The organism is Streptomyces sp. NPDC006335, assembly GCF_040612795.1.
Lineage (GTDB): Bacteria > Actinomycetota > Actinomycetes > Streptomycetales > Streptomycetaceae > Streptomyces.
The window spans coordinates 331,720-357,461 of the sequence record NZ_JBEXQX010000006.1 but is presented as its reverse complement, the minus strand read 5'-3'; the positions used below and the strand labels follow the sequence as shown (position 1 = coordinate 357,461).

24 protein-coding genes are annotated in these 25,742 nt (G+C 71.4%); 12 read left to right on the top strand and 12 right to left on the bottom strand.

Annotated features, from left to right (window positions below):
* Positions 1-58: 58 nt before the first annotated feature.
* The 6 genes from ABZ098_RS20260 (at position 59) to ABZ098_RS20235 (ending at position 8,013) form a co-directional block, all read left to right on the top strand.
* Positions 59-1,147, top strand: coding sequence for a hypothetical protein (locus tag ABZ098_RS20260; RefSeq protein WP_356592951.1), 1,089 nt, complete (start codon positions 59-61; stop codon positions 1,145-1,147).
* A gap of 24 nt (positions 1,148-1,171) precedes the next feature.
* Positions 1,172-2,173, top strand: coding sequence for a hypothetical protein (locus tag ABZ098_RS20255; protein ID WP_356592949.1), 1,002 nt, complete (start codon positions 1,172-1,174; stop codon positions 2,171-2,173).
* The gene (locus ABZ098_RS20250; protein ID WP_356592947.1) at positions 2,173-3,300 is read left to right on the top strand and encodes a hypothetical protein; all 1,128 of its coding nucleotides are present in this window, start codon (positions 2,173-2,175) and stop codon (positions 3,298-3,300) included. Before ABZ098_RS20255 ends, ABZ098_RS20250 begins: the two co-directional genes overlap by 1 nt.
* A gap of 16 nt (positions 3,301-3,316) precedes the next feature.
* Positions 3,317-3,490: a hypothetical protein gene (locus ABZ098_RS20245; protein ID WP_356592945.1), complete on the top strand. Its 174-nt coding sequence runs from the start codon at positions 3,317-3,319 to the stop codon at positions 3,488-3,490.
* Positions 3,491-3,601: 111 nt separating this feature from the next.
* Positions 3,602-7,048, top strand: coding sequence for a DNA polymerase III subunit alpha (locus tag ABZ098_RS20240; protein WP_356592943.1), 3,447 nt, complete (start codon positions 3,602-3,604; stop codon positions 7,046-7,048).
* The gene (locus tag ABZ098_RS20235) at positions 7,045-8,013 is read left to right on the top strand and encodes a hypothetical protein (RefSeq protein ID WP_356592941.1); all 969 of its coding nucleotides are present in this window, start codon (positions 7,045-7,047) and stop codon (positions 8,011-8,013) included. Before ABZ098_RS20240 ends, ABZ098_RS20235 begins: the two co-directional genes overlap by 4 nt.
* A 13-nt stretch (positions 8,014-8,026) precedes the next feature.
* Here ABZ098_RS20235 and ABZ098_RS20230 read toward each other — a convergent pair whose 3' ends face one another.
* Positions 8,027-8,401 (bottom strand): cupin domain-containing protein, encoded by a 375-nt coding sequence (locus ABZ098_RS20230; protein WP_356592939.1) that lies wholly within the window; start codon positions 8,399-8,401, stop codon positions 8,027-8,029.
* A gap of 96 nt (positions 8,402-8,497) precedes the next feature.
* Between ABZ098_RS20230 and ABZ098_RS20225 the strand changes: the two genes are divergently transcribed.
* Positions 8,498-8,941: a MarR family winged helix-turn-helix transcriptional regulator gene (locus tag ABZ098_RS20225; protein ID WP_356592937.1), complete on the top strand. Its 444-nt coding sequence runs from the start codon at positions 8,498-8,500 to the stop codon at positions 8,939-8,941.
* Between the two features lie 171 nt (positions 8,942-9,112).
* The gene (locus ABZ098_RS20220) at positions 9,113-9,976 is read left to right on the top strand and encodes an alpha/beta fold hydrolase (protein ID WP_356592936.1); all 864 of its coding nucleotides are present in this window, start codon (positions 9,113-9,115) and stop codon (positions 9,974-9,976) included.
* Between the two features lie 55 nt (positions 9,977-10,031).
* On the opposite strand, the gene ABZ098_RS20215 is transcribed toward ABZ098_RS20220, so the two are convergent.
* Positions 10,032-11,030 carry a lytic polysaccharide monooxygenase gene (locus ABZ098_RS20215; protein ID WP_356593076.1) on the bottom strand — a complete coding sequence of 333 codons (999 nt, stop codon included), beginning with the start codon at positions 11,028-11,030 and terminating at the stop codon, positions 10,032-10,034.
* A gap of 152 nt (positions 11,031-11,182) precedes the next feature.
* On the opposite strand from ABZ098_RS20215, the gene ABZ098_RS20210 reads away from it, so the two are divergent.
* Positions 11,183-11,632, top strand: a complete 450-nt coding sequence (locus tag ABZ098_RS20210) for a GNAT family N-acetyltransferase (RefSeq protein ID WP_356592934.1) — start codon at positions 11,183-11,185, stop codon at positions 11,630-11,632.
* Positions 11,633-11,653: 21 nt separating this feature from the next.
* On the opposite strand, the gene ABZ098_RS20205 is transcribed toward ABZ098_RS20210, so the two are convergent.
* Positions 11,654-11,788 carry a hypothetical protein gene (locus ABZ098_RS20205; protein ID WP_020117828.1) on the bottom strand — a complete coding sequence of 45 codons (135 nt, stop codon included), beginning with the start codon at positions 11,786-11,788 and terminating at the stop codon, positions 11,654-11,656.
* A 140-nt stretch (positions 11,789-11,928) separates the two neighbouring features.
* Here ABZ098_RS20205 and ABZ098_RS20200 point away from each other — a divergent pair, with 140 nt between their 5' ends.
* Complete coding sequence (locus ABZ098_RS20200; protein WP_356592932.1) at positions 11,929-12,528, top strand: class I SAM-dependent methyltransferase; 600 nt, start codon at positions 11,929-11,931, stop codon at positions 12,526-12,528.
* On the opposite strand, the gene ABZ098_RS20195 is transcribed toward ABZ098_RS20200, so the two are convergent.
* Complete coding sequence (locus tag ABZ098_RS20195; RefSeq protein ID WP_356592930.1) at positions 12,525-13,022, bottom strand: DUF402 domain-containing protein; 498 nt, start codon at positions 13,020-13,022, stop codon at positions 12,525-12,527. The genes ABZ098_RS20200 and ABZ098_RS20195 overlap by 4 nt on opposite strands.
* Positions 13,003-13,932 carry a GNAT family N-acetyltransferase gene (locus tag ABZ098_RS20190; RefSeq protein WP_356592928.1) on the bottom strand — a complete coding sequence of 310 codons (930 nt, stop codon included), beginning with the start codon at positions 13,930-13,932 and terminating at the stop codon, positions 13,003-13,005. Before ABZ098_RS20190 ends, ABZ098_RS20195 begins: the two co-directional genes overlap by 20 nt.
* A 71-nt stretch (positions 13,933-14,003) precedes the next feature.
* Between ABZ098_RS20190 and ABZ098_RS20185 the strand changes: the two genes are divergently transcribed.
* Positions 14,004-14,375 carry a GntR family transcriptional regulator gene (locus ABZ098_RS20185; protein WP_356592926.1) on the top strand — a complete coding sequence of 124 codons (372 nt, stop codon included), beginning with the start codon at positions 14,004-14,006 and terminating at the stop codon, positions 14,373-14,375.
* On the opposite strand, the gene ABZ098_RS20180 is transcribed toward ABZ098_RS20185, so the two are convergent.
* Both ABZ098_RS20180 and ABZ098_RS20175 read right to left on the bottom strand, forming a co-directional pair.
* The gene (locus ABZ098_RS20180; protein WP_356592924.1) at positions 14,360-15,091 is read right to left on the bottom strand and encodes a DUF72 domain-containing protein; all 732 of its coding nucleotides are present in this window, start codon (positions 15,089-15,091) and stop codon (positions 14,360-14,362) included. The genes ABZ098_RS20185 and ABZ098_RS20180 overlap by 16 nt on opposite strands.
* 15 nt (positions 15,092-15,106) lie before the next feature.
* Positions 15,107-16,201 carry a DUF5925 domain-containing protein gene (locus ABZ098_RS20175; RefSeq protein ID WP_356592922.1) on the bottom strand — a complete coding sequence of 365 codons (1,095 nt, stop codon included), beginning with the start codon at positions 16,199-16,201 and terminating at the stop codon, positions 15,107-15,109.
* Positions 16,202-16,368: 167 nt separating this feature from the next.
* On the opposite strand from ABZ098_RS20175, the gene ABZ098_RS20170 reads away from it, so the two are divergent.
* Complete coding sequence (locus tag ABZ098_RS20170; RefSeq protein ID WP_356592920.1) at positions 16,369-17,790, top strand: xylan 1,4-beta-xylosidase; 1,422 nt, start codon at positions 16,369-16,371, stop codon at positions 17,788-17,790.
* A 22-nt stretch (positions 17,791-17,812) separates the two neighbouring features.
* Here the strand turns inward: ABZ098_RS20170 and ABZ098_RS20165 are convergent, their stop codons facing one another.
* The 5 genes from ABZ098_RS20165 to ABZ098_RS20145 form a co-directional block, all read right to left on the bottom strand.
* Positions 17,813-21,634, bottom strand: coding sequence for a polysaccharide biosynthesis C-terminal domain-containing protein (locus tag ABZ098_RS20165; RefSeq protein WP_356592918.1), 3,822 nt, complete (start codon positions 21,632-21,634; stop codon positions 17,813-17,815).
* Positions 21,627-22,427, bottom strand: coding sequence for a polysaccharide deacetylase family protein (locus ABZ098_RS20160; protein ID WP_356592916.1), 801 nt, complete (start codon positions 22,425-22,427; stop codon positions 21,627-21,629). The genes ABZ098_RS20165 and ABZ098_RS20160 overlap by 8 nt, the downstream gene beginning before the upstream one ends.
* A complete protein-coding gene (locus tag ABZ098_RS20155) occupies positions 22,420-23,421 on the bottom strand; it encodes a glycosyltransferase family 2 protein (protein WP_356592914.1) in 1,002 nt (333 codons plus the stop codon). The genes ABZ098_RS20160 and ABZ098_RS20155 overlap by 8 nt, the downstream gene beginning before the upstream one ends.
* Positions 23,418-24,239, bottom strand: coding sequence for a glycosyltransferase family 2 protein (locus ABZ098_RS20150; RefSeq protein ID WP_356592912.1), 822 nt, complete (start codon positions 24,237-24,239; stop codon positions 23,418-23,420). Before ABZ098_RS20150 ends, ABZ098_RS20155 begins: the two co-directional genes overlap by 4 nt.
* Before the next feature lie 380 nt (positions 24,240-24,619).
* Entirely contained in the window at positions 24,620-25,741 is a 1,122-nt protein-coding gene (locus ABZ098_RS20145; protein ID WP_356592910.1) for a GNAT family N-acetyltransferase, read from the bottom strand.
* Between the last annotated feature and the right edge of the window lies 1 nt (position 25,742).

Genomic DNA, 25,742 nt, shown 5'->3' with positions numbered 1-25,742 from the left:
TCGCCACCCGCGGCCACCAGCACCCGCCCGCCCTCAGTCACCAGAAGGAACGCACCGCATGGAAGAAAAGCTCGAGCGCGACTCCGGATGGCTCTCCGGCGGCGTCGTGGACGCCGATGACGCGCGGCTCGCCACCGGCGTGCTCGCCTCGGCGGGGGCCGACCCCGGCAACCCGATCGCGGCCCGCACGGGCATCAAACCCGGCCCCGGCAACCCCGGCGGCGTCGAGGCGGAGGCGACACCCTCCCGCAAGGTGACGGTCCGGCCCTTCCAGGGGGTCGTCCAGGGCACCCGTGCGACGTACGCGGGCGCGTACCTGATCACGCTCGGTCAGCTCAAGACCCTCGACGTGCTCGGCGAGGCCCCGGCCCACTCGTCGTACGCCCGGATCGTCCTCGTCGTGGCCCGGCAGAACGACCGGGAGTACGGCGACGCGAGCAACGGAATGGTGGTGCAGGTGGAGGCCGGGGCGCCCGCGCCGACGCCGGTCGCGCCGAGGCTCACCGGCGACTACCTGCCTCTCGCCCAGATCACCGTGCGGGCGAACGCGGGCTCCATCACCCAGGCCGACATCAAGGACCTACGGGTGTTCACCGCGGCCACGGGCGGGGTGCTGCCGTTGCAGTCCCACGAGTCGCTCCCGGCCGACGGCTACCCCGGACAGCGGGTGTACGACCTGGAGACCGGTCTCGACCTGGTCCGCGCCGACACCGCATGGCGTCCCGCGGTCACCGGCGCGGTCCAGTTCTTCGGCCCGGCCGACGCGGGCTGGCCCAAGGCCGGCTCGACCGAGGGGACCGCCTTCCAGTTCAACCAGGTGACGATCCCCCCGGCGCCCTATCCGCGCATGCTGATGTGCACCGGCCAGGTGACCGCCCAGGCGCAGTCCGCCGACGCCAGGTTCGACCACGTGATCAAAGTGCTCGGCGAGAGCGCCAATCTGAGCATCAGTGCCTTCAGCGTCGGGCCGACGCTCGCCACCACGACCGTCGCGACGGCCCACCGTCTGATGCCCGCCGGCACCACCCCCCTGGTGCTCGCCCAGCACGTCGTACGAGTCGTCGGCTCAGGGACGGTGGGCGTGCCCTCCAGCTGGCTCATCCCGGTCTACATCGGACTCCGGGTGCTGGCCTTCCCCGTTACCTGACCCCTCCGACCGGAAGAGACACCCATGAGCACGCCCACCCCAGAACGCGACTCCGGCTGGATCTCCGGCGGGGTCGTCGACGCCGAGGACGCCCGCCTCGCCACGGGCGTGTTCGCCGCGCCCGGTCCGAGCCCGGTCCAGGCCCGCAGCGGCATCCGGCCCGCCACCGGGGACCCCGGCCGGGTCCAGGCCACCGCCACCGTCTCCGGCAAGGTCACCGTCGCCCCCTTCCAGGGCGTGATCCAGGGCACCCGGGCCAGCGCGGCCGGCGCCTACCTCGTCACCCTCGGCCAGCAGAAGACCCTCGACGTCCTCGGCACGAACCCGGCCGACTCCAGCAACCCGCGCAACGACCTCGTGGTGGCCCGGCAGCGCGACGCGCAGTACGGCGACGCCACCACCGGCATGACCGTGGAACTCGTGAAGGGGACCGCCGCCGCCACCCCCGTCGACCCCGCGGTGACCGGTGACTTCATCCCGCTCGCCCGGATCAGGGTCGCGAAGAACGCCTCGTCCGTCACCGCCCCCGACATCGACGACCTGCGCCCGTGGACCGCGGCGGCCGGTGGCATCCTGCGGGTCGGGGGCGAGAGCGGTCGGCCCGCGTACCCGTACGCCGGGATGTACATCCACCGCTCGGACAGCAACCACCTGGAGTGGTACGACAGTTCGGCTGGATGGCGGGCGGTCAACGACGACACCGGGTGGAACAACCTCACCCTCCTGCCCAACTGGGTGGTGTACAACGCCGAGACACCGGCGGTACGCCGGGTCGGTGCCACTGTCCATCTGCGGGGCGCCGTCCAGAGCACGGTCGCCCTGACGGCCAACGGCGCCTCCCTCATCGCCGTCCCGGCCGGTTTCCGCCCGGCGGTGAGGCACCACTGGTACACGGTGATCGGTGGCACCACGCGAGGCCTCGAACTCATGCTCCGTCCGGACGGTGTCATCGCGTTGTATCCCCAGGACTCCCCGCTTCCGGCCAACCAGCTGGTCTACATCAACACCACCTGGCTGGTGGGCTAGTGGCCGGCCGACCGACCCGCTACACCTACTACACCGCCGACCTGGCCACCGGCGTCATCACCGACGAACTCCCGCTGTACGACGTCACGTTCAGCACCGAGCTCAACGAAGCCGGCGAGTTCCGCGCCCGGTTGCCCCTCGGTGACCCGCGGATCACCGTCCACCGCCCCCGCGAACTCACCGAACCGGGACGCGCCGCCCTCTACGTCGAGCGGGACGGCGTGCTGGTGTGGGGCGGGGTGGTGTGGACCGTCAAGTACACCTCCGCCGACCAGCACCTGGAGATCGGCGCGGCCGGTTTCCTCTCCTACTTCGACCACCGGCGTGTGCTGCCCGCGGCCTTCGACCCGGCCGTCACCGACCTGGCCTCCGTCTCCGTCCCCTTCACCGACCGCGACCAGTCCGACATCGCCCGCGAACTCGTCGCCGTGGCCCAGGCACACCCCGGCGGCGACATCCGGGTGCGCCCCGAGTCCACCGCCCTCTCCGGTGTCACCCGCACCCTGGTCTACCCCGGCAGCGACCTCAAGAGCACCGGAGAGGCCCTGCGCGAGCTGGCGAGTCTGGAGGACGGCCCCGACTTCGTCATCGACATGGCGTACGGCAGCGACGGCCGTCCCGTGCGCCGGCTCCGCGTCGGCACCCCGCAGCTCGGCCGACAGGGCACCCCGCACGTATGGGAGTACGGCGCCAACCTCATCGGCTACACCTGGCCCGCCGACGGCGCCTCCACCGCGACCCGGGTCTTCGCCCTCGGTGAGCAGGGCGAGAACGGCCAGCTCGTCGCGGTCGTCGAGGACGGCGGCACCGGGCGCCCGCTCACCGAGACCGAGGTCTCCTACGTCCATCTCACCGACGCGGAGCTGCTGCGCTCCCAGGCCCGCTCGGCCCTCGCCGCCGTCTCCGCCCCCGTCGTCCTGCCCGAGCTGACCGTGCGCGCCGACCTGGAGCCCGTCCTCGGCTCCTACCAGGTCGGCGACGACGCGCTGGTCGTCATCAAGGACGTGTTCTTTCCCGAGGGCACGCAGTTCGGCGTACGGATCACCGGGATCGAGGTCACCCCGGGCAATGACGCGGGCGAGGAGCAGGTCCAGCTCACCGTCACCCCCGCCACCGGTACCCCCTGAACCCAAGGAGCGATCCGTGACCAGGATCAACCGCCCCGACACCCTCCTCACCGAGCTCCGCGACATCAAACGGCGTCTGCACGCCCTGGAGACCGCGCAGCGCGCGACGGCCGCCGGGGCTCGCCCGACCGCCGCGGCCGAGCACCTCGGCGAGGAATCCCCCGAGACCGACACAACCGGGTCCGAATAGCCGTTTTCGCAGGTGAGAGGTGGCTCGAACGGAGTCGTACGCATGTTCGGTTTTTGGTCTATGGTGGAGGTGAGGCGATAGGGAACTGATGTTCGACAGCGGGAGGTGCGGATGCCTGGCTTCACTCATCTGCACACCGTCTCCGGGTTCTCCCTGCGCTACGGCGCCTCGCACCCGGAGCGCCTCGCCGAGCGTGCCTCCGAGCGGGGGATGGACGCCCTCGCCCTCACCGACCGCGACACCCTCGCGGGCACGGTCCGGTTCGCCAAGGCCTGCGCCAAGGCGGGGGTCCGTCCGTTGTTCGGAGTGGAGCTGGCCGTCGAGGAGGCCGAGCCCGTACGGCAGGAGCGGCGCCGAGCTCCCGTGCGCGGCGGTGCCTTCGTCGACGAGTCGGCCCCCCGGGTCACCTTCCTTGCCCGGGACGGTGCCCGCGGCTGGGCCGACCTGTGCCGCCTCGTCACGGCGGCGCACTCCGACAAGGGTGAGCAGGGCACGCCTCTGCTGCCCCGGGCCGAGAACCGGGGGGACGGGCTGACCGTGCTGCTCGGGCCCGCCTCCGACGTCGGCCGTGCCCTCGCCGCCGGCCGCCCCGACCGGGCGGCCCGGCTGCTCGTCCCCTGGCGGGAGACCTACGGCGACGCCCTGCGCCTGGAAGCCGTCTGGCACGGACGCAAGGGCACGGGCCCCGGCTCCCTGCGGCTGGCCGCCCGTACGGTCGGATTCGCCGCCGAACAGCGGATCCGGCCCGTGCTCAGCAATGCCGTACGGTACGCCGACCCCGGCCTCGGCCCGGTCGCCGACGTCCTGGACTCCGCCCGCCGCCTCGTCCCCGTCGGCGCCGTCAAGGAACTGGACTCCGGCGAGGCCTGGCTCAAGGACGCGGGTGCCATGCTGGCGGCGGCCGAGCGGATCGTCGAGGCCGCGGGCTTCCGGCGCGACACCGCGCACCGGCTGCTGGAGCAGACGCGGGCGACGGCCGCCGAGTGCCTGGTCGACCCCGAGGACGACCTCGGGATCGGCACCGTCCACTTCCCCGAACCGCACCTCGTCGGCGCGGGCCGGCGCACCGCCCAGCGGGCCCTGGCCTCACGGGCGGCGGCCGGGATGGTGCTGAAGGGATACACGGGCAGGCGCGCCTACTGGGAGCGGATGCACGAGGAACTGGACATCATCGCCCACCACGGCTTCGCCTCCTACTTCCTGACGGTCGCTCAGGTCGTGGACGACGTACGGGACATGGGGATCCGGGTCGCCGCGCGTGGCTCCGGCGCGGGCTCGCTCGTCAACCACCTCCTCGGGATCGCCCACGCCGACCCCGTCGAGCACGGGCTGCTGATGGAGCGGTTCCTGTCCACGCGGCGGCTCGTGCTGCCCGACATCGACATCGACGTGGAGTCCGCGCGCCGCATCGAGGTCTACCGGGCGATCATCGGGCGGTTCGGGACCGAGCGGGTCGCCACCGTGTCGATGCCGGAGACGTACCGGGTGCGGCACGCGATCCGGGACGTGGGGGCGGCCCTGTCCATGGACCCGGCCGACATCGACCGCATCGCCAAGTCCTTCCCGCACATCCGGGCCCGGGACGCCCGCGCGGCGCTGGAGGAACTGCCCGAACTCAAGGCGCTCGCGGAGGAGTTCCGGCGCGAAGGGGCGCGGTACGGCCGGTTGTGGGAGCTGGTCGAGGGCCTCGACGCGCTTCCCCGGGGGATCGCCATGCACCCGTGCGGGGTGCTGCTCTCCGACGCGTCCCTGCTCCGCCGTACCCCGGTCGTGCCGACCAGCGGCGAGGGGCTGCCCATGTCGCAGTTCGACAAGGAGGACGTCGAGGATCTCGGGCTGCTCAAGCTCGATGTGCTGGGCGTGCGGATGCAGTCGGCGATGGCGCACGCGGTCACGGAGGTGGAGCGGGCGACGGGGGAGCGGGTCGACCTGGACGCCGTACCGCCGGGCGACCCGGCGACGTACCAACTCATCCGGTCCGCCGAGACGCTCGGGTGCTTCCAGATCGAGTCGCCGGGCCAGCGGGATCTGGTGGGGCGGCTCCAGCCGGCCACCTTCCACGATCTCGTCGTCGACATCTCGCTCTTCCGGCCCGGTCCGGTCGCCGCCGACATGGTGCGGCCGTTCATCGAGGCACGGCACGGGCGGGCGCCCGTCCGGTACCCGCACCCGGATCTGGAGCGGCCGCTGAGGGAGACGTACGGGGTCGTCGTCTTCCACGAGCAGATCATCGACATCGTCGACATCATGACCGGGTGCGGGCGCGGCGAGGCGGACCGGGTGCGGCGCGGGCTGTCCGACCCGGAGTCGCAGGGACGGATCCGGTTCTGGTTCGCCCAGCACGCGGCGGCGAAGGGATACAGCGCGGAAACGATTCAGCGGACCTGGGAGATCGTCGAGGCCTTCGGGTCGTACGGCTTCTGCAAGGCGCACGCGGTCGCCTTCGCCGTACCGACGTACCAGTCGGCGTGGCTGAAGGCGCACCACCCGGCGGCCTTCTACGCCGGGCTGCTCACGCACGACCCCGGGATGTATCCGAAGCGGCTGCTGCTGGCGGACGCGCGGCGGCGCGGGGTGCCGATCCTGCCGTTGGACGTGAACCAGTCGGGGGTCGCACATCGGATCGAACTGGTGTCTGAATCCCCTCCGGTGTGGGGGCTGCGGCTGGCCCTGTCCGACGTGCACGGCATCAGCGAGGCCGAGGCGGAACGGATCGCTCAGGGGCAGCCGTACTCCTCACTGCTGGACTTCTGGGAGCGGGCGCGTCCGAGCCGTCCGGTGGCGGGGCGGCTGGCCCAGGTCGGCGCGTTGGACGCCTTCGGCGCCAACCGGCGTGATCTGCAACTGCACCTGACCGAGCTGCACCGGGGCGCACGCGCCGGGCGCGGGGACCAACTCCCCTTGTCCGGCGGGCGGAAGACGGCCTCGGTCGGACTGCCTGACCTGTCCTCCGTGGAGAAACTCAGCGCCGAGCTGGGAGTGCTGTCCATGGACGTCTCGCGCAATCTGATGGACGACCACCAGGAGTTCCTGGGGGAGTTGGGCGTGGTCAGCGCCCGACGCCTGCGCGAGGCGCGGCACGGCGAGACCGTGCTGGTCGCGGGGGCCAAGGCGGCCACCCAGACACCGCCGATCCGGTCCGGCAAGCGGGTCATCTTCTCCACCCTGGACGACGGCACAGGGCTGGTCGACCTCGCCTTCTTCGACGACTCCCACGACGCCTGCGCGCACACCGTCTTCCACTCCTGGCTGCTGCTGGTGCGCGGAGTGGTGCAGCGGCGCGGCCCGCGCAGCCTCAGCGTGGTGGGCACGGCCGCCTGGAACCTCGCCGAACTGGTCGAACTGCGGGACGGGGAAGGCCTCGACGCGGTGGCGGCACGGCTGGCCGAGCCGGTGCCGGCCAGGCCCGGTGACGAGACCGGCGATCCGACCGGCGGCCGGCGAATCCAAATGCCGACGGGATACGAACTGCATCCGTGGGCCGATCTGCGACCGGCGGGTCAAGAGGCCTCACAGGTACGGAAGTTGTGGCACCAGAGTCCGGGGAGTGCGGGATGACCATCCTCTGCGTACGTTTCCAGCTGCCGCCGACGCGGGAGGCGGCCCTGCCCGAACTGCTCGGCCTCCTGGAGGAGTTCACGCCGGTCGTCGAGGCGCTGCCGCCGGACCGGGCACTGGCCGATCTGCGGGGCGCCGAACGCTACTTCAAGCGGGACGCCGTCGAACTGGCCTCGGTGATCCGGGTCCGCGCCCTCGCCCTGCACGGCGTCGACTGCGCGATCGGCGCCGGGCCCGGGCCGATGCTGGCCCGCATGGCACTGAAGGACGCCCGGCCCGGGCTGACCCGCTCGGTTCCCGAGGACGCCGTGGCCGATTTCCTCGCCGACCGTCCCGTCGCCGCGCTCCCCGGCGTCGGCACCGCGACCGCCCGCACCCTGTGCGAGTACGGCCTCGACACCCTGGGCCGGGTCGCCGCCGCACCCCTGTCCACGCTCCAGCGCCTGGTCGGCGCCAAGGCCGGCCGCGAGCTGCACGAGAAGGCGAACGGCGTGGACCGCGGCCGAGTGGTCCCGAACGGCGTCTCCCGCTCTCTCGCCACCGAACGCCCTTTCAACCGCGACGAGTTGGACCCCGGCCTGCACCGTCGCGCGCTGCTCTCCGCCGCCGAGGAACTGGGCTCCCGGCTGCGCGCCCTCGACAAGGTCTGCCGCACCCTGACCCTCACCGTCCGCTACGCCGACCGCACCGCGACCACCCGCAGCCGCACCCTCGGCGAACCCACCGCCCACTCGGCGGCCCTCACCAAGGCGGCCTACGGCATGTACGAGGCCCTCGGTCTCCAGCGCGCCCGGGTCCGCTGCGTCGCCCTGCGCGCCGAGGGCCTCGACCCCGCCGAACAGGCCTCCCACCAGCTCACCTTCGACCCCACCGACGAGAAGCTCCGCCGTATCGAGGAGGCCGCGGACCGCGCCCGGGCGAGGTTCGGACCGCTGGCGGTGGTGCCGGGGACGCTGGCCGCGTAGGCCCAGCCCTGGGTCAGTTGGCCCACGGCGGGGTGATCCGGGTGCCGTCCGCCAGTGTCGCCTCCAGGCCGATGGAGGTGGTGACCCAGGTGAGGGCGGTGTGATCGGTGGGGTTCTCCACGGCGAAGGTCACCCCGGGGTTGACGATCACCGTGTCGCCCGCGGTGATCCGATGGCTGTCTCCGTCGAGGGTGATCAGGAGCTCGCCGATGAGCAGATGGAAGATCTCCTCACGGTTGACGGTGTGCGCCGGTGCCTTCGTCCCGGCGGGGATCTCGCCGCGCCAGGCGCAGAGCTCCTTGGCACCGCTGAGGGGAGTGGCGTACGAGATGAATCGGGCGCCGTGGATCTCATGGGTGACGGCTTCGGACGAGCGGACTACGGGCATGCGGGACCTCCGAGTCAGAAATGGTCAAGCAGGTTGACTATATGGCTCTATGGTCAAGCTGCTTGACCAATTCGTCAAGGGTGTTTCAATGCCTGGGTGCAGAACTCCGAAGCCCTCGCCCTGTCCGCCGTCCTGCTCGCCGCCGCCGGTGATCTGACCCAGCGCATCAACGAGGGGGTCGTGGCCAGGGGATTCGAGGCGCGGCCCGCCTGGGGCTTCGCGTTCGCGCGGCTCGCGCCGGACGGGGCCACGGTCACGGAGCTCGCCGCTCACCTCGGGGTGACCAAGCAGGCCGCGAGTCAGCTCGTCGACGAGATCGTGCGCAAGGGGTACGCCGAGCGGCGGCCGCACCCTGGGGACGCGCGGGCCCGGCTCGTCGTGCTGACCGAGCGGGGGTGGGCCTGCACCCGTGCGGCGGAGGAGGCCGCCGCGGAGGCCGTGCGGACGTGGGTCGACGTACTCGGTGAGAGTGAAGTGCGCGCGTTGCGCGAGCGATTGGGGCGGATCGCTCCCTATGGTCCCATCAGGCCCACCTGGTGACGGTTCATCAGCGGATGCGTCCGACACGGTTAGCACTGGAAGTTTTTACTGACGCGTAACTTCACAAGTGCACTACTCGTCCGTAACTTTCGAATTGAACAGCATCCTCGTGATCCGGGTCACAGGGCGTACGGCCCTCGCAACTCCCCTGAGCCGCAAGGAGATCACCCGATGCTGCCCTGGAAACGACTGCTCAGACCCCTCACCGCCCTGCTCCTGACGGCCGCGGTCGCCGTCGTCCCCGCCGCCGGAACCGCCCAGGCGGCCGGCGCTCCCAGCGCCGGCTGGAACGACTACTCCTGCAAGCCCTCCGCCGCCCACCCCCGCCCCGTCGTCCTCGTCCACGGCACCTTCGCGAACTCCGTCGACAACTGGCTGGCCCTCGCCCCGTATCTGGAGAACCGCGACTACTGCGTCTTCTCCTTCGACTACGGCCAGCTCCCCGGCGTGCCCCTCGTCCACGGCCTCGGCCCCATCGACAAGTCGGCCGAGCAGCTGAAGACCTTCGTCGACAAGGTGCTCGCCGCCACCGGCGCCGCCGAGACCGACCTCGTCGGCCACTCCCAGGGTGGTCTGATGCCCCGCCACTACCTCAAGTTCCTCGGCGGGGCCGCCAAGGTGAACGCCCTCGTCGGCATCGCCCCCGACAACCACGGCACCACCCTGTCCGGCCTCACCAACCTGCTGCCGTACTTCCCGGGTGTCGGGGACCTCCTCACCACCAACACCCCCGCCCTCGCCGACCAGGTCGCGGGCTCCGCCTTCCTGACCAAGCTCAACGCGGGCGGCGACACCGTCCCCGGCGTCAGGTACACGGTCCTCGCCACCAAGTACGACGAGGTCGTGACCCCGTACCGGAGCCAGTTCCTCAGCGGATCCGGCGTCCACAACGTCCTCCTCCAGGACCTGTGTCCGCTCGACCTCTCCGAGCACGTGGCCATCGGACTGTTCGACCGGATCGCCTTCCACGAGGTGGCCAACGCCCTCGACCCGGCCCACGCCACCCCGACCACCTGCGCGTCGGCGCTGAGCTGAGCGCACCGGGGCCTGTCCGGCCTGAGCCGCCGGTCAGGCCCCGGAGTTCATCCGGTCAACGGCCTTTCCGCCCACCACTGTTGACCGCACGCCGACGCACCGAGCCGAACACGATCGCCGCGCCGACCGCGACCGTGGCCGCACCGCCCATCGCGAGATACGGCGTACCGCTGTCGCCGCCCGTCTCGGCGAGGCTCCGGGAAGTGCCCGCCGCCCGCACGTCGTCGACCGGAAGGCTCTCCGTCGCCGCGACCACCGGTTCCGCCGACGTACCGGCGTCGTCGTCACCGTGCCCGTGGTGCTCGACCGTCGACCTGTCGGCGCCCTCCTCGATCTGCTCCTCGGAGGGCGCGGAGGCGCTCGGAGCGGGAGCCGGACCGCTCGACGACCCGCCGGCGTCGCCCCCGAACATCACGTCCGAGCAGGAGTAGAACGCCTCCGGACTGTCCGAGCGCTGCCAGACGGCGTACAGGAGATGCCTTCCGGAGCGCTCGGGGAGCGTCCCGGAGAACGTGTAGAAGCCGCCCGAGGCGACCGGGTCCGTGGCGGTCGCGACCGGGTTCGCCAGGTCCAGGTCGTCCCAGCCGAGCGGTTGCGCCGGGTCGTGGCCCGGCTTGGTCAGGTACACCGTGAAGGTGCCCTTGTGCGGGGCGGTCACGCGGTACTTGAAGGTGTACGACCCGCTGCTCACGCTCGTCGCCGGCCAGTCGGCGCGGGCCAGGTCGAGCCCCTTGAACTCGTCGTTGTTCGCGCTGCACAGCCTGCCGTCGGGGATCAGCTCCTGGTGCCGTCCGTTCGCGTCGCCGATGCGGACGCCGTTCCAGTCGTAGAGCGCCTGGGCGCCTCCCCCAGAGGAGGTACCCCCAGCCGCAACCGCCGCCCTGCACGCCTGCGACCTCGGGCTCTCGGGACCCTCCGCGTAGCACTGCGAGACCCGGCTGACCGGGCCGCCCATCGAGCCGTGCGCGGACGCGGGGCCGGCGGCCAACGCGGTCAGGGCGAGCGGGGCCAGGCCGACGGCGGCAACTGCGGCGGCCTTGCGGCGTGCGGGCAGGCGTGCGGGCATGGGGGATCTCCTCGGAACCGGAACTGACGGGTGCCGGATCAAAGAAACCGTGGAATCCCCGGCTTGTGACGGCCGCCGACGATCTTTATGGCCCTCTTAAGGGAGTGCTGAGACGGAGATCAGGTAGGTACCGTGCGCGCATGACGAACCAGGAGATCCGGCCCGCGGGCGCGGGCGACGTGGCCGCCGTGAAGGCCGTGACCGACGCGGCCTACGAGCACTACATCGAGCGCATCGGGCGGGTGCCGCAGCCCATGGAGCGGGACCACGCGGCGAACGTGGCCGCGGGGCAGGTGTTCGTGACGGGCGACCCCGTGATCGGACTCGTGGTGGTCGAGGAGTACCCGGACCATCTCTACCTCGACAACATCGCCGTCCGGCCCGACGCCCAGGGACAGGGCGTGGGCGGACGGCTGCTGCGGTTCGTCGAGGCACACGCGCGTGCGCGGGGACTGGCCGAGGTCAGGCTCTACACCAACACGATGATGTGGGAGAACCAGGAGATCTATCCGAAGTTCGGTTATGAGGTCGTGGAACGGCGAGTGGACGGGCCCTATGACCGCGTCCACTACCGCAAGCGACTGGTCTGACACGGAGCATGCCTGCCGCCGTCAGCCGTCGGGCCACCAGGTCCGCGCGATGTCCTTGCGGACCTCGGGTCGTCCCGCGGGGCGCTCGTCGGCCTCCTCCGGGAGCCGCCGGGCGTCCGTCCTCTTCAGGGGCTTCTGCACGGTGGTACGGCGCATGGCTGCCTCCTTCAGTGCCTACCGAGTTCCGCGTTCTCACGGAGGTAGACCCTTTGGGGGAGAGTTCCTCATCGGTCACTGGTCTGTCAGTGGCGGTTGTCACGATTCGGCTGTCAGTGGCGGGTGTCACTCTTGGGTGCATGACGGAGAACAGTGGTGTCGGGGGCGTGGACTGGGACGCCGAGGCCGCCTCTTTCGACGAGGAGCCGGATCACGGGTTGCGGGACCCCGAGGTGCGCGGGGCCTGGGCGGAGCGGCTGCGCGGGTGGCTGCCGGACAGAGCGTCCGACGTCCTCGACCTCGGGTGCGGTACCGGCAGCCTGTCGCTCCTCGCGGCCGAGCAGGGACACCGGGTGACCGGCGTGGACCGCTCTCCGGCGATGGTGGAGCTGGCTCGCGCGAAACTCGCCGGACGTGACGCGGTGTTCCTCGTCGGTGACGCCGCGACGCCGCCGGTGGGGGAGCAGCGGTTCGACGTGGTCCTCGTACGGCATGTGCTGTGGGCGCTTCCGGATCCCGGGCGGGCGCTTCGGCGGTGGTGGGGGCTGTTGCGGCCGGGCGGGCGGCTGGTGCTGGTGGAAGGGGTGTGGGCGGCGGCCGGGATATCGGCCGAGGTGGTCACGGGGCTCGTGGAGCGGCTGGGCGGGCGCGTGCTGGTGGAGCGGTTGTCGGGGGATTCCCTGTTGTGGGGGAAGGACGTGGACGACGAGCGGTATGCCGTGGTGGTGAGGGGCGACTAGGAGCTCGGGAGCCCGTGCGATGTGTGGGCCAGCGCTTCGAGCTCGTCCAGTGCTGTCATCGCCGACGCCGCCGCCTCGGGGTCCCTCTCCCTCAGGCCGCTCTCCTCGAACTCGTCCTCGTCCAGCCGCAGCACTTCCTCGCGGTCCGCCGACACCCACAGGTCCAGGTCCAGGTCTTCCACGACCAGTTCGGCGCCGTTCAGAGTCGCCGGGCGGGTGATGTCGCAGTACCAGCCCTTCAGGGTGCCGGAAGCCGTGCGGACCTCCTTGACGGCGTACCAGCGGTCCCGCCAGTAGTGCTCGGTGAACACGTCGCCCGGCTCGAAGCGGACGAAGCCGAAGTCGCGCACGCCCTCTCCCGCCCAGGGCGCGCGGACCGTGACGCGGGTGCCGTCGTCGGTGAGGAGCTCGGCCGCGTAACGGATCTTCGTGCGGCCCGCCTTGAGCAGGACGACCTCCACGCGCTGCGGAAGTTCAGGTGAGTTCGCGGACATGACGTACCTCCGTGGCGCAGATCTCGTATCCGAACCACTTGTTGATCGCGAGCATGGGTTCGTTGGCGGCGTCGTTGCCGGTGAGGGCCTCCGTGCAGCCGGCGGCGCGGGCGCGGTGCAAGGAGGTGTTCTTGGCGAGCTTGGCGAGGCCGCGGCTGCGGAAGGCGCGGGCGGTGCCGGTCATGGCGGTGGCGTAGCGTCCGGCGCCGTCGGTGTGGGCGAGGCTGAAGGCGGCCGGGCGGCCCTCGACCAGGGCGATCGTGGTGAGGGCATGGTCGAGGAGGGGATGCTTCCAGTTCTCCTCGATCCACGCCTGGTAGTCCGTGAACTCGGTGTCCACATCGCTCGGTTCGTCCCCCGAGGTCTCCGCGTCCAGCTCGAAGAAGGGCCGCGGGTCGTCCGCGAAGTCGGCGGCGGTGCGCAGTTCGACACCCGGGGGAGGGGTCTGGAGCGGGGGCAGCGTGGCGTTCGCCAGGTCCAGGCGCAGGAAGTGCGCGGAGCGGCTGGCGCGGTAGCCGTGCCGTTCGGCGAACACACGGCTCTGCGGCTCGTCCAGCACCCAGGAGAACAGCTTGGTCGCCCCGTGGGCCGCCAGGTGCTCCTCGGCGCTGCGGACGAGGAGGGCGCCGGCACCGCGCCGGGTGCGGTCCGGGCGTACGTAGATGTTCAGATAGCCCTGGCCCGGCTCCGGGCTGTCGTGGGCGAGGCCGAGCTGGGCCGTGCCGATCACCTCGCCGTCCTCCTCGGCCACGAGGGAGCGGTAGCGCGCGTCCGGATGGGTGTGGACGAGGCGGTGCAGAACGCCGGCCGGGGTCCACATCACGAACGGGAGAGCCAGATGGCGGGCGTGGGTGAAGTCCTCGACGTCGGCCGGGTCCTGGGGGCGAAGGTCGCGCACGATCACGGTCATGGAGGCCCACGTTATGTGGGGGCGTCGCACGGTTGCCTCTCATTTTCCGGCGGGTGCGGGACAATCGGCTCGTGACCTTGAAGATCCACATCGATGACAGCGCACCGCCGTACGAGCAGGTGCGGGTGCAGATCTCCGAGCAGGCGCGGGCGGGGGTGCTGCCGGTGGGGTACCGGCTGCCGACCGTGCGGGGGCTGGCCGAGTCGCTCGGGCTCGCCGCGAACACCGTCGCCAAGGCGTACCGGGCGCTGGAGGGCGACGGGGTGATCGAGACGCGGGGGCGCAACGGCACATTCGTGGCCGCCGCCGGCTCGGCCGCCGAACGGGAGGCGGCGTCGGCTGCTCAGGCCTATGCCGAGCGCGTGCGCCGGCTCGGGCTGACGGAGGGCGACGCCCTGGCGGCCGTACGGGACGCGCTGCGGGCGGCCTACGGGGCGAGCTGAGGCAGGGCGGCGAAGGTCTTCGCGTTCCGCACGGCGGCACCGTTCGGGTCGTTGTTGAAGTACACGTACACGTCCTCGTCCCCGGCCCAGGTGTCCCGGATCCGCTCGGCCCAGGTCTCCAGGGACCGTCTGCCGTAATGCGGCCATTGCTGTGCCCGGCCCTCGTGGAAGCGGACGTACCCCCAGTCGGCGGTGCGCCAGAGCGGGGCCACCGGACGGGCCCGCACGTCGGCCCAGCACAGGGCCGCGCCGCGGGTCTCCAGGACCTTGCGGGTCTCGGGCGTCCACCAGGACACGTGGCGGGGTTCGACCGCGACCCGCGTCGAGGCGGGGAAACGGGCCAGGCAGGCGTCCAGCAGGCCGGTGTCGGCACGCAGGGTCGGGGGGAGCTGGAGGAGCACCGGGCCCAGACGCGGGCCCAGCCCCTCCGCGTGGCTCATCAGGCGGTGCACCGGCTCTTCCGGGTCCTTCAGCCGCTTGATGTGGGTCAGGTACCGGCTCGCCTTCACCGCCACCACGAAGTCCTCCGGCACCCGCTGCCGCCACGCCTCGAAGGTCTCCCGGGACGGCAGCCGGTAGAACGCGTTGTTGATCTCCACCGTCGGGAAGTGCGCCGTGTACTCCTCCAGCCAGAGCCGCACGGGGACACCGTCGGGGTAGAGGACGCCCCGCCAGTCCTTGTACTGCCACCCCGACGTGCCGACGAACAGGGTCATACACCCATCAAAGCACTACAGGTACAGGCCCGCGTCCGTCCCGGGCCGCGGCTCCGGCACCGCCGTCGGTGACGTCCCCCGGCGCAGCGCGTACAGCTCCGCCAGGGTGGCTCCCTCGCGGCCCACGCCCTCCTCGGTGCCGAGCCAGCCCGCCGCCTCGCGGCGGGTCAGCGGGCCCACCTCGATACGGGCCAGACAGCGGCCGGGGCGGACCACGGCGGGGTGCAGGCGCTCCAGGTCCTCGTTGGTCGTGACGCCGACCAGGACGTTGCGGCCCTGGCCCAGCAGCCCGTCGGTCAGGTTCAGCAGCCGCGACAGGGCCTGGCCCGCGGTGTGCTTCGCCTCGCCGCGGATCAGCTCGTCGCAGTCCTCCAGGAGCAGCAGCCGCCAGCGGCCCTTGCCCGTCGAGTCCTCCTCGCCGATCGCGATGTCCATCAGATAGCCGACGTCGGAGAACAGCCGCTCGGGGTCCAGGACGCAGTCCACCTGGCACCAGTCCCGCCAGGAGCGGGCCAGCGTGCGCAGGGCGGAGGTCTTGCCGGTGCCCGGCGGGCCGTGGAGCAGGAGCAGCCGGCCCGCGATGTCCTGAGGGGTCGTCTTCATCAGGCGGTCCATCGCGTCCGCGACCGGCGCCGTGTAGTTCTCCCGGACCTCGTCCCAGGTGCCCGCGGAGATCTGCCGGGTCGTGCGGTGCGGGCCGCGCCGGGGGGAGACGTACCAGAACCCCATCGTCACGTTCTCCGGCTGGGGTTCCGGCTCGTCCGCCGCGCCCTCGGTGGCCTGGTCGAGGACCTTCTTGGCCAGCTCGGCGTCGGTCGCCGTGACGGTGACGTCGGCGCCGCGGTTCCAGCGGGAGACCAGCAGGGTCCAGCCGTCGCCCTCGGCGAGCGTGGCGCTGCGGTCGTCGTCGCGGGCGACGCGCAGCACCCGGGCGCCCGGCGGCAGGAGCGTGACCCCGGAGCGCACCCGGTCGATGTTGGCCGCGTGGGAGTACGGCTGCTCGCCCGTCGCGAAGCGGCCGAGGAACAGCGCGTCGACGACGTCGGACGGCGAGTCGCTGTCGTCGACGTTGAGCCGGATCGGCAGCGCGTCGTGTGGGTTCGCAGACATGGCGCCCATGATCCGGCACGAGTCCTGCCCACGCACCCGGTTTCCGTGGTGCGCCGGTCGTGTCGCGCGTGTCCCGTGCTTCCACTCAATCCCCAACGTCCTGTTACAGAGCTGTGCATCTCCGGCATCTGCCCGCACAGGGGTGTTCGCGGATACCGTTGCCCTCGATGGGACGTCATGAGTGGAACTCGGGGGCACGGCGGTGGCGGCTCACCGCTCTGCTCGGTGTGGGCGCGGCGGCCCTGGCGCTGGTCGTGACCCTCCTCAACACGCTTCCGGGCAGCGGCGCCGGCACCGACGGCACCTCGCGCAACGGCGACAAGGTCCACGGCACTCCCACGACCACGCCGGACGCGGACACCCCGGACGTCGGCTGGGGCTTCACCCACACCCAGTTCAGCGCCGACGAGGGCAGCTCCACGGCCGTCAAGCGGGTGGAACAGCGCATCAAGGACGCCGGCGGGCTCCCGCAGAACCAGCACATCATGGGCTGGGGCGCCGACAACCCCGAGCCGGTCAAGGGACGTTACGACTTCGAGGATCTGGACCGGCGCGTCGACTTCATCCGCGCCTCCGGCTCCACCCCGACCATCACCCTTTGCTGCGCGCCGGACTGGATGAAGGGCGGCGAGGCGGGCGTCGGCAACACCGACTGGAGCAAGGCGTCGCTGGAGACCGCGCCGGAGCCCGCGCACTTCGAGGACTACGCCGCGCTCGCCGCGACCGTCGCCAAGCGCTACCCGGACGTACGCCACTTCATCGTCTGGAACGAGTTCAAGGGCTTCTGGAACAACGCCGAGGCCCGCTGGGACTACGAGGGCTACACCCAGCTGTACAACCTGGTCTACAAGGCGCTCAAGAAGGTGAACCCCGACATCATGGTCGGCGGCCCGTACCTCGTCATGGACAGCGTCGACCCGCGCTCCACGGACGCCTCCGCGACCTTCAAGGGCCCCTGGGGCGCGATGGACCAGCGGATCCTCGACGCCTTCGACTACTGGAACAGGAACAAGGCCGGCGCCGACTTCGTGGTCGTCGACGGCTCCAGCTACACCAACGACGACGAGATGCTCCCGAACGAGTTCGCGGCCACCGACAAGTTCACGGCCGTGAGCCGGTGGGTGCGACAGCGGACCGGCGACCTGCCGCTGTGGTGGGCCGAGTACTACGTCGAGCCCGCCGACAGCCGGGACGAACGCGAGGGCTGGTCCGAGAACCGCCGGGTCGCCGTGCAGGCCGCCGGGATGATCGCGCTGGCCCGGGGCGGCACCACGTCCGCGTTCTACTGGAACCCGGAGAACGAGAAGGGCACCGACTGCGCGGGGTGTCTGTGGACGCCGACGAACGGCAGCGGCGGGGGCAGGAAGCTGCCGATGTTCGATCTCGTCAGCCGGTTCGGCAAGGCCTTCGCGCCGGGCAGCACCTTCGAGAACGTCTCCGTCGCCGCCGACGACGTGCCCAACGTCCGGGTCCTCGCCACCGACAGGACGGTCCTCGTGGTGAACACCCTGAACCGGCGGATCAGCGCCGACATCGACGGCAAGCGGTTCGACATGCAGGCCTACGAGGTCAAGTGGCTCACCCGCTGAGCCACTTGACCTGCGTGGAGCCTTACTTCATCGTCAGGAACCGCTGCACCAGAGCCGCCAGGAACACCGCGAGGAGCGGCAGCGCGAACCAGAAGCTGCTCTGCAACCACCGCAGTTGCCGCACACCCGGCCGCACCGCGACCCGCACCACCTCACGGACCGACAGCAGCAGGATCAGCGCCAGCGCGGCCAGCGCCCCCACCACCGACCACGGTGTCCAGGTCACCTGCGGCCCGATCGGCCCCGGATCGGCCTTCGGGACCTTCCCCGTGGGCTGGTCCCGCAGGGCGTACATGGTCACGTCGTCGTTGGTGAGGACCCGCTTGAGCTCCTTGCGGCTGTCGAGGTTGTCGAGCAGCCGCGGCTCCCACGTCCGCGAATAGCCCACGTCGAGGCGCAGATAGGTGACCTGGCTGACGTTGACCATCAGATACGAGTGCGGGCCCGCGTCCTTCAGCGCCTTGACCAGCCCGGACACCAGCACCGGGTCGGTCGGCGCGAGCGTGGGCACGTACGACACCTTCTCCATGTCCTTCGCGCCCCACGGCATCGCCGGGGTCACGTTGTTCACCGTGTCGTTGGACAGCCACAGCACTCGGACCGTCGGTTCGTCGTGCGCGTACACGTAGTCCATGGCGGCGACCTCGCCGGGCTGGATCCGCTCGAACGGCTCGTTGCCCCAACGGGCCACCAGGAAGCCGCCGACGAGCAGCAGACCCGCCATCAGCGCGGCCACCGGGGCGAGACTGACCCGGTCCCTCTCGCGCTCCTTCGCGGTGACGCCGGTGCGCGGGAAGAGCGCCAGCGCGGCGAGCAGGCCGGCACCCGGCAGGGCGAACATGAAGACCCGCAAGGCCATCTCGCCGCCGTACGACTGCATGCCGAAGCCGAGGAACGGCACGAAGGTGAGGACGAGCAGCGCGACTTCCCGGTACTTGTGCTCGCGCCGCCGCCACCAGCCGTAGCAGGCCAGCGCCATGACCCCGCCGGCCAGCAGGACGCGCACGTACAGGACCAGCTTGTGGGTCGAACTGCCGCCCTCGATACGGCCGGAGACCGACGAGGAGACGTTCCCGCCGACGCCCCCGACCCCGCCGAACAGGTCGTCGAAGTGGCCCGACCAGTACGGCTCGGCCATCCAGCCGATCCAGGCGGTCACCATGACGGCGAACAGGACGGGCAGGCCGCGCAGTTCGCTGCGGCCGAACAGCACGAGCGCCGCCAGCACGCCGAGCATCACGAACGGGGTGAGCTGGTGGGCGGGCACGCTGGCCGCGAACAACCCGATCAACACCGCCAACAAGGCGGCCCGTTGGCGGCGGTCGGTCGGTTCGACCTCCGCCTCGCCGGGCCGCCGCTTCGTCCAGATCACGCGCGGGGCGCGGAACCACACGAGCAGGACCGCCACGAACACCAGGTACAGCAGATAGGTGAAGCCCTGCGGGGAGAAGTAGTCCTGGCCGACCCAGCCGCTGAGGACGAAGATCCAGATGCCGGTCCACTTGGCCCGCCAGCTCGCCCGCATGTGCCGTACGAGGAGGAACATCGGGACCAGGTAGGCGAGTTGGATCGCCGTCGGCCACCAGCGGATGACCTCGGTGAGGTCCGTGACCCCGCAGGCCTGCGCCACGAACGCGGCGACCGCGAAGAAGCCCGGCCAGCTCCAGCGGGCGTCCAGGTCGGGCACCGCGGAACCGGTCCGGTCGATGTAGTCGATGAACCCCAGGTGCTGCCAGGCCGTCGCGAACCGCGGCTCGGCCTCGATCACCGCGGGCAGCGCGTGCAGCGAGAACACGGTCGCCACCAGCGTGACCAGCAGCAGCGCCTTGTGCTCGCGGCCCAGCCACAGCAGCGACGCGAAGACCACGACCAGCAGGGCCGCGCCGGCCAGCGTGGGCAGCGGCAGGACCGAGATCAGCCCGAGCCCGCCCATCCGGTCCAGGTCGGCCTCGCCCAGGCCGAGCGCCGGCACCCAGTACAGGAGCAGCGCCGCGGTCAGCAGACAGCCCAGGAACACCCCGAGCCAGGTCGGCTGGAGCCGCTCCCGCAAGGAGAGGGACGCGGGCGGCGGTGCCGCCTGCGGTACGGCGGGCTCTTCGGGTACGGCCGGCTCCTCCCGTACGACGATCTCCTTGCCCGCGTCGAAGGCCACCTCGAACGGCGCGTCCACCTCGGTCTCGGACGGCCCCACGGAGGACTCCGAGCCCGGTTCCCGCTCTTCCACGGGCAGTCCGAACTCGGGCGGCTTCCGCAGCGCCCACGTCGGCCGGTCGCGGCGCACGCCGGTCACGGGTGTGCCGGTGGGCGGGGTGCCGGGCCCCGGCCGTACGTCGGGACGACGTTCCTGGTGGTCGAAGTCGACGTGGATGCCCAGCGCGAGGGTATCCTGGTCGAGCGCCCAGCCGGGGCGGCGGGTACGGCCGGTGGCCGGTACCTCACGCGCCCCGAGGTCGGCGAGGTCCCCGTCGGGAGCGGCGCCCGCCGGCACCTCGGCGGCCGGTGCGTGCCGGATCGTTCGGTACAGCCTGGGCGCGGCGATCGCGACGATCACCGCGAGCGAGGAGATCTCGGCGACGCCCGCTCCGGTCAGCCCCATGCGGGGCAGGAGCAGCAGCGTCAGACCGAGCACCATGGCGCACAACAGGCCCTGGAGCCAGGCGAGTCCGGAGGTGCGGCTCTGCGCGCGCAGCACCGCGAAGTACGTCTCCATGACGACCCGGAGCACCGCGCCGACGGCGAACCAGCGCAGCAGCGGGGTGGCCGCGTCCGCGTAGCCCGATCCGAACACGCCGAGGATCCAGGGCGCCCCGAAGAACAGGATCCCGGCCACCGGCAGCATGATCCGCGCCATCCGCTTCAGCGCGGCACGGGTGTTGGCGGCCAGGCGGCCCGGGTCGTGCGAGCCCTCGACGGTCAGGGAGGCGCCCATGTTGATGGCGAGCAGGTTGCAGGTGCCGCCGATCGTCGTGGTGATGTAGAAGTACGCGTTGTCCTGGGAACTGACCTGGGACGCCACGATCACCGGGACCAGGTAGACCACGGCGAGCGAGAACAGCGAGCCGGTGTAGTCGCCCGCGAGGAACCGCCCGATCTCCCTGAGGGAGGGCGGCTTCGCGTGCTCCTCGGTCGCCTTCACATGGCGCGGCGCCAGGCGCCGGAACACCATCCAGCCCAGCGGCAGCACCGAGACGGCGATCGCCGCGACCCACGACACGAAGACCCCGGCCGTCGGGATCGCCACCGCGAACGCGACCAGCAGCCCCAGCTTCACGGCGGAGAACACGGTGTTGCCGACCGGCACCCACAGCGCGCTGCGCAGCCCGGTCAGCACGCCGTCCTGGAGGGTGAGCACGTTCCAGGCGACGACGGCGGCGACGAAGCCGAGGCCGTTCACCGGCCCGTGCAGGAAGCGGTACGACGGCCCCCACACGTCCAGGGTGAGCAGGAACACGACCGCGGCGACCGCCACGATCACCGAACTGCCCGCGTACGTACGGGCGATGAGGCGCCCGGTGGCCCGGCCCGCGACCGGGATGAAGCGGGCCAGGGCCCCGGTCAGGGTCACCGCGGTCAGGCCCGCGAGGAGTTTCATCGCGGCGATCGCGGCGGAGCCCTGGCCGACCGCCGACTCGGAGTAGTAGCGGGCGGCCGCGAGCCAGAAGCCGAGGCCCAGCACCGCCGAGATGCCGGTGTTGAGCATCAGGGCGTAGGCGTTGCGGAAGAGCTGGCTGCCACCGCCGCCCCTGCCCCTGCCGAGGCCGGGCAGCCGAAGACGGCGCCCCGGCTGCTCGCTCGCCTTGGCCGCGGTCGACTCGGGCTCGGTCGTGGTCGTCGTGTCAGACACGGGAACGGGAGACCTTCCGGCGGACCTGTCGTGCTCTTCGGACCAACGCGTACCCCTTGGTGAGGGCACGGTCCCTGGCGAAGTCCCGGGCGATCGCCCGGCCCTGGACGAGCCGCTCGAACTCCTCGGCCGTGGTGCTGCGGCGCACGGTGAGGCGGGTGAGCGCGTACGGCCCCTGGCGGCGCCGCGCGAGGCCGTTGTTCACGGCGAGCGCCTGGCCGTATCCCGTCTCGCGCACCGTCTCGCGCACCCGGCGGCTGGAGTAGCCGTACGGGTAGGCGAGCGAGACGGGCGCGGTGCCGAGCTCGTCGGTGACGATCTCCCGGGAGTGGATCAGCTCGTGCCGCAGTGCGGTGTCGTCGAGCTGGTCGAGCTGCGGGTGCGTGTGGGTGTGGCCGCCGATCTCGACGCCCGTCGCGGCGAGTTCGCGGACCTGGTCCCAGTCCAGCATGGTGTCCAGGCCGCCGCCGGTGTCGTACGGCCCCCGGAGCCAGCCGGTGGTGACGAACACCGTGGCCGTGAAGCCGTGCTTGGCGAGCACGGGCAGGGCGTGCCGGTGGACGCCCTCGTAGCCGTCGTCGAACGTGATCAGGACGGGCCGCTCGGGCAGGGGTCGGCCGTCGCGCCAACGGGCCGCGAGGTCGGTGGTCCTGACCGGCGTGAGCCCCAACTCGCCGACCAGATGCATCTGTTGGGCGAAGGCCTCCGGGGTCACCGACAGCGCGCGGGTGGCGTCGTTCGGGTCGGTGGCGACCGCGTGGTACATGAGGATCGGTACGGGCGGCTCAGCCATCTGCGTCCCCCTGTATCTCCGCCTGTATCTCCGCGACCGAGAACGTGGCCCCGCCGCGCCGCGCCCGCAGCGTGCCGACCACATACCCGCCGGCCGCCGTGAACACCCCCGCGACGATCGCGCCCGCCCGGCCCGCACCGCCAGGCCTGGCCAGCGCGGCGTCCCGCAGCCCGCGGACCACCCCGGACGGCAGCACCCTCGTGGCGTACCGGCGTTCGGACTCAAGCCCCTTGTCGGCGCCGACACTTCGGGCCACCAGCGCCTTGGACAGACCCTCCGCGTAGGCGCGCGTGCGGAAGTACCCGAAGTGCTCACGCGCCTCGGGCACCCGGTGGTGGATCACCGCCCGGTCGTCGATCAGCAGGACCGCGTCCGGCCTGGCCCGGCTCAGCCGGATGCACAGCTCGGTCTCCTCGCAGCCCAGCGGGCGCTTGTCGCCGTCCCGCCCGATGCCGGTGGCGAAACCGCCCGCCGCGTCGAAGGCGCCGCGACGGAAGGAGGCGTTGCCGCCGAGGACGTTGCGCACCCGGACCAGGCCGGACGGGAGGCCCTTGTAGGTGCAGCCCACCACCCAGTCGAACTCCTCCGGGAACCAGGCCGGACGGCGCCCCGACGCCCAGATCGGCACCGTGCGGCCGCCGACCGCCATGACCTTCGGGTCGTCGTAGGCGGCGGCGAAGTGCCGCAGCCAGTCGCGCTCGGCGACGGCGTCGTCGTCCAGGAAGGCGATCACCTCGCCGCGCGAGGCGGCGATCCCGGTGTTGCGGCCCGCGGACAGGCCGCGGGGGCCCGCGTTGGCGAACACGCGGACCTCCTCGACCTCCTTGTACTCCTTGGTCAGCCGGTCCAGGAGCGCCGGATTGTGGTCGACGACCAGCAGCGTCTCCCGGGCCGGGTACGACTGCGTCCGCACCGAGGCGACCGCCGCGAGGATGTCCTCCCAGCGGTCCTCGGTGTACACGCAGATCACGACGGAGACGTCGGGACCGGTCAAGACACCTCTCCCCGGCGCGAGTCGAGCATCGGCGAGTGGTGGGTACGGCGGCGCAGCGCACGCCGGTTGGACCGCTCCCCGAGGATCACCTTGAGCACCCGGAACCCGTCCCGCACGGCCCGCAGATTGCTCGCGCCGTGGATGCGGAGGTACTCGTAGCTCGGTATCTCCTGCACCTTCAGGCCCGCCTTGACCACCCGGATGTTCATCAGGGTCTCCACCTCGAAGCCCGTGCAGTCGAGGTCGATCTTGTCGAGGCAGTGCCGCCAGAAGGCGTTGTACCCGTAGCAGAGATCCGTGTAGCGGGCGCCGAACTTGCGGTTGACGATGGTGCACAGCGCCCAGTTGCCGAGCTTGCGGATGAAGGTCATGTCGTCGGTGCCGCCGCCGTTGGCGAAGCGGGACCCCTTGGCGAAGTCCGCGCCCGAGACCAGGGCGGAGACGTAGGAGACGATCTCGTTGCCGTCGGCGGAGCCGTCCGCGTCGATCATGACGACGATGTCACCGGTGCAGGCCTCGAACCCGGTGATCAGGGCGTCCCCCTTGCCCCTGCCGTGCTGCTTCACGACCTTGACCTCGGGCCACAGCTCGCGGGCCACCGCGACGGTGTCGTCCGTGGAGTTGCCGTCCACCAGGACCACTTCGTGGATCCAGTCGGGCAGGGTCTTGAAGACGTACGGAAGGTTCTCCGCCTCGTTCATGGCGGGTATGACCACACTCACCGGTGGCGTGATGGCCAGGTGGGTGGAGATGGGCCGGTACTGGCTGGCTGTCGGCACATCCTGGCCGGCAGCCGCCGGGCGCAGAACTGAACTCATGAGTCTTGTTCCCTCTCGTCCGGTGGACCGCCCGCCCCTGGGCGGTCCGGTTTGTTGCTCCGGTTCGAAAGGGGGGTTCTCACTCACGGCATGCCGGAGGACGTCTCCGTACCTGCCGGGTGAGCTGGCAAAGCTGGCCGACCGCCGTCGTGTCGTGCTTGTTCCGAAGACGTGCTTGTTCGAAGAGACGACGGCCGGTCGCGCGGCACGACTCGGTCACAAACTGCGGTCACCGAGCACGGCACCCCCCTACCGCGCCCCGCGCCCCCCGTCGCGGTCCTTGAGCCCTCCCCTAGAGCCGCTCGATGACGGGACGGTGCGGGTGTGATGTATGACGGTATTGACGTTTGAACCTGTATGGCAAGACCTGGAACGACGTCTCACGTTTTTGTTGGTTTGACCGTTACAGTCCCGCCGGAGCGGATCTTTCCCATTTTCTTCAGCAGCCTGTCCGCGGGTTCGAACAGCTCCGGACGTGCCACCACGGCGTTGCGCAGTGCCCGCACCGGAACCCGGCGGACGCGGTGTCCGACCGCGACCGGGTGCCGGCGGGTCACCCACCCCTCCGACACGGTCAGTTCCCGTGTCTTCAGGGAGTCCTTGTACTCCTTCTGTCCCCGGCCCAGATCGAGGTAGGCGACGCCGTCGGCGGCGGCCGCCTCGGCCATCCGCAGATGCAGGACCAGACCCGGGGAGTACTTCGCGTAGTCCGGGTCGTACGCCGGGAACCAGCACGCGAGCACCCGTTCCGTGCGCAGCCCGAAGTGGGCGGCGACCGGCTTCCCGTCGGCGTACAGCACCGAGAGGATCCCGGCGAACGACTCCGAGCGGGTGTGGAAGAGCTGCTCCACCAGTCGCGCGATCCACTCGTGCGCGAAACGGTCGCTGCGGCCGGTCCTGCGGTACTGGGCGGACTTCCAGCGCATCAGGGACCGCAGGGCGGCCGGGTCGCGCTCGTCGTGGACGTAACGCACCCCGCTCGCCGTGCGGGCCAGTCTGCGCTCCTTGGCGAGGGTGGTGCGGGTGAACTTCGGCGAGCGCTCCCGCAGCCCGGCCAGATAGGTCTCGTAGCCCTGCTCGACGTCCATGACCGGAGAGGGGAACCTGCCGGAGGCCTCCGCCTCGAACGGGCCCTGCCCCGCCACCAGATGGTCGAACTCCCAGACGGCCAGCCCGCAGGCGCGCAGCAGCTCCCGCGCGTCCCAGGTGAATCCGGGCCGGTGCACCAGTCCCTGGGCGTCCGAGACACCGAGGCCGACGGCCCGGCCGACACCGGCGGCGGTCCTCTGGAAGGGGAGGAACGCGGCGGGCTCGCCCTGTTCCCGTACGACGGCGATCCGCACGCCCCGCCTGCACCGGCCCACCGCGAGCGCGAACTCGGGGGACAGGAAAGGGTTCGCCAGATCCGGCGTGCCCTGAAGATGGGCCTTGGACTGCAGAGCGGTCCACGCCACCCGGTCGGCCGCGCTCAGCTCGCCGGGGCGGTACACGCTGATGTCCACG

Excerpts from the sequence above, each read along its gene's own strand:
- ABZ098_RS20240 (WP_356592943.1), top strand. The coding sequence starts at position 3,602 with ATGCCTGGCTTCACTCATCTGCACACCGTCTCCGGGTTCTCCCTGCGC.
- ABZ098_RS20200 (WP_356592932.1), top strand. The coding sequence starts at position 11,929 with ATGACGGAGAACAGTGGTGTCGGGGGCGTGGACTGGGACGCCGAGGCC.
- ABZ098_RS20180 (WP_356592924.1), bottom strand. The coding sequence starts at position 15,091 with ATGACCCTGTTCGTCGGCACGTCGGGGTGGCAGTACAAGGACTGGCGG.
- ABZ098_RS20150 (WP_356592912.1), bottom strand. The coding sequence starts at position 24,239 with ATGAGTTCAGTTCTGCGCCCGGCGGCTGCCGGCCAGGATGTGCCGACA.
- ABZ098_RS20230 (WP_356592939.1), bottom strand. The coding sequence starts at position 8,401 with ATGCCCGTAGTCCGCTCGTCCGAAGCCGTCACCCATGAGATCCACGGC.
- ABZ098_RS20175 (WP_356592922.1), bottom strand. The coding sequence starts at position 16,201 with ATGTCTGCGAACCCACACGACGCGCTGCCGATCCGGCTCAACGTCGAC.
- ABZ098_RS20235 (WP_356592941.1), top strand. The coding sequence starts at position 7,045 with ATGACCATCCTCTGCGTACGTTTCCAGCTGCCGCCGACGCGGGAGGCG.
- ABZ098_RS20260 (WP_356592951.1), top strand. The coding sequence starts at position 59 with ATGGAAGAAAAGCTCGAGCGCGACTCCGGATGGCTCTCCGGCGGCGTC.
- ABZ098_RS20210 (WP_356592934.1), top strand. The coding sequence starts at position 11,183 with ATGACGAACCAGGAGATCCGGCCCGCGGGCGCGGGCGACGTGGCCGCC.
- ABZ098_RS20220 (WP_356592936.1), top strand. The coding sequence starts at position 9,113 with ATGCTGCCCTGGAAACGACTGCTCAGACCCCTCACCGCCCTGCTCCTG.
- ABZ098_RS20190 (WP_356592928.1), bottom strand. The coding sequence starts at position 13,932 with ATGACCGTGATCGTGCGCGACCTTCGCCCCCAGGACCCGGCCGACGTC.
- ABZ098_RS20160 (WP_356592916.1), bottom strand. The coding sequence starts at position 22,427 with ATGGCTGAGCCGCCCGTACCGATCCTCATGTACCACGCGGTCGCCACC.
- ABZ098_RS20255 (WP_356592949.1), top strand. The coding sequence starts at position 1,172 with ATGAGCACGCCCACCCCAGAACGCGACTCCGGCTGGATCTCCGGCGGG.
- ABZ098_RS20170 (WP_356592920.1), top strand. The coding sequence starts at position 16,369 with ATGGGACGTCATGAGTGGAACTCGGGGGCACGGCGGTGGCGGCTCACC.
- ABZ098_RS20205 (WP_020117828.1), bottom strand. The coding sequence starts at position 11,788 with ATGCGCCGTACCACCGTGCAGAAGCCCCTGAAGAGGACGGACGCCCGG.
- ABZ098_RS20195 (WP_356592930.1), bottom strand. The coding sequence starts at position 13,022 with ATGTCCGCGAACTCACCTGAACTTCCGCAGCGCGTGGAGGTCGTCCTG.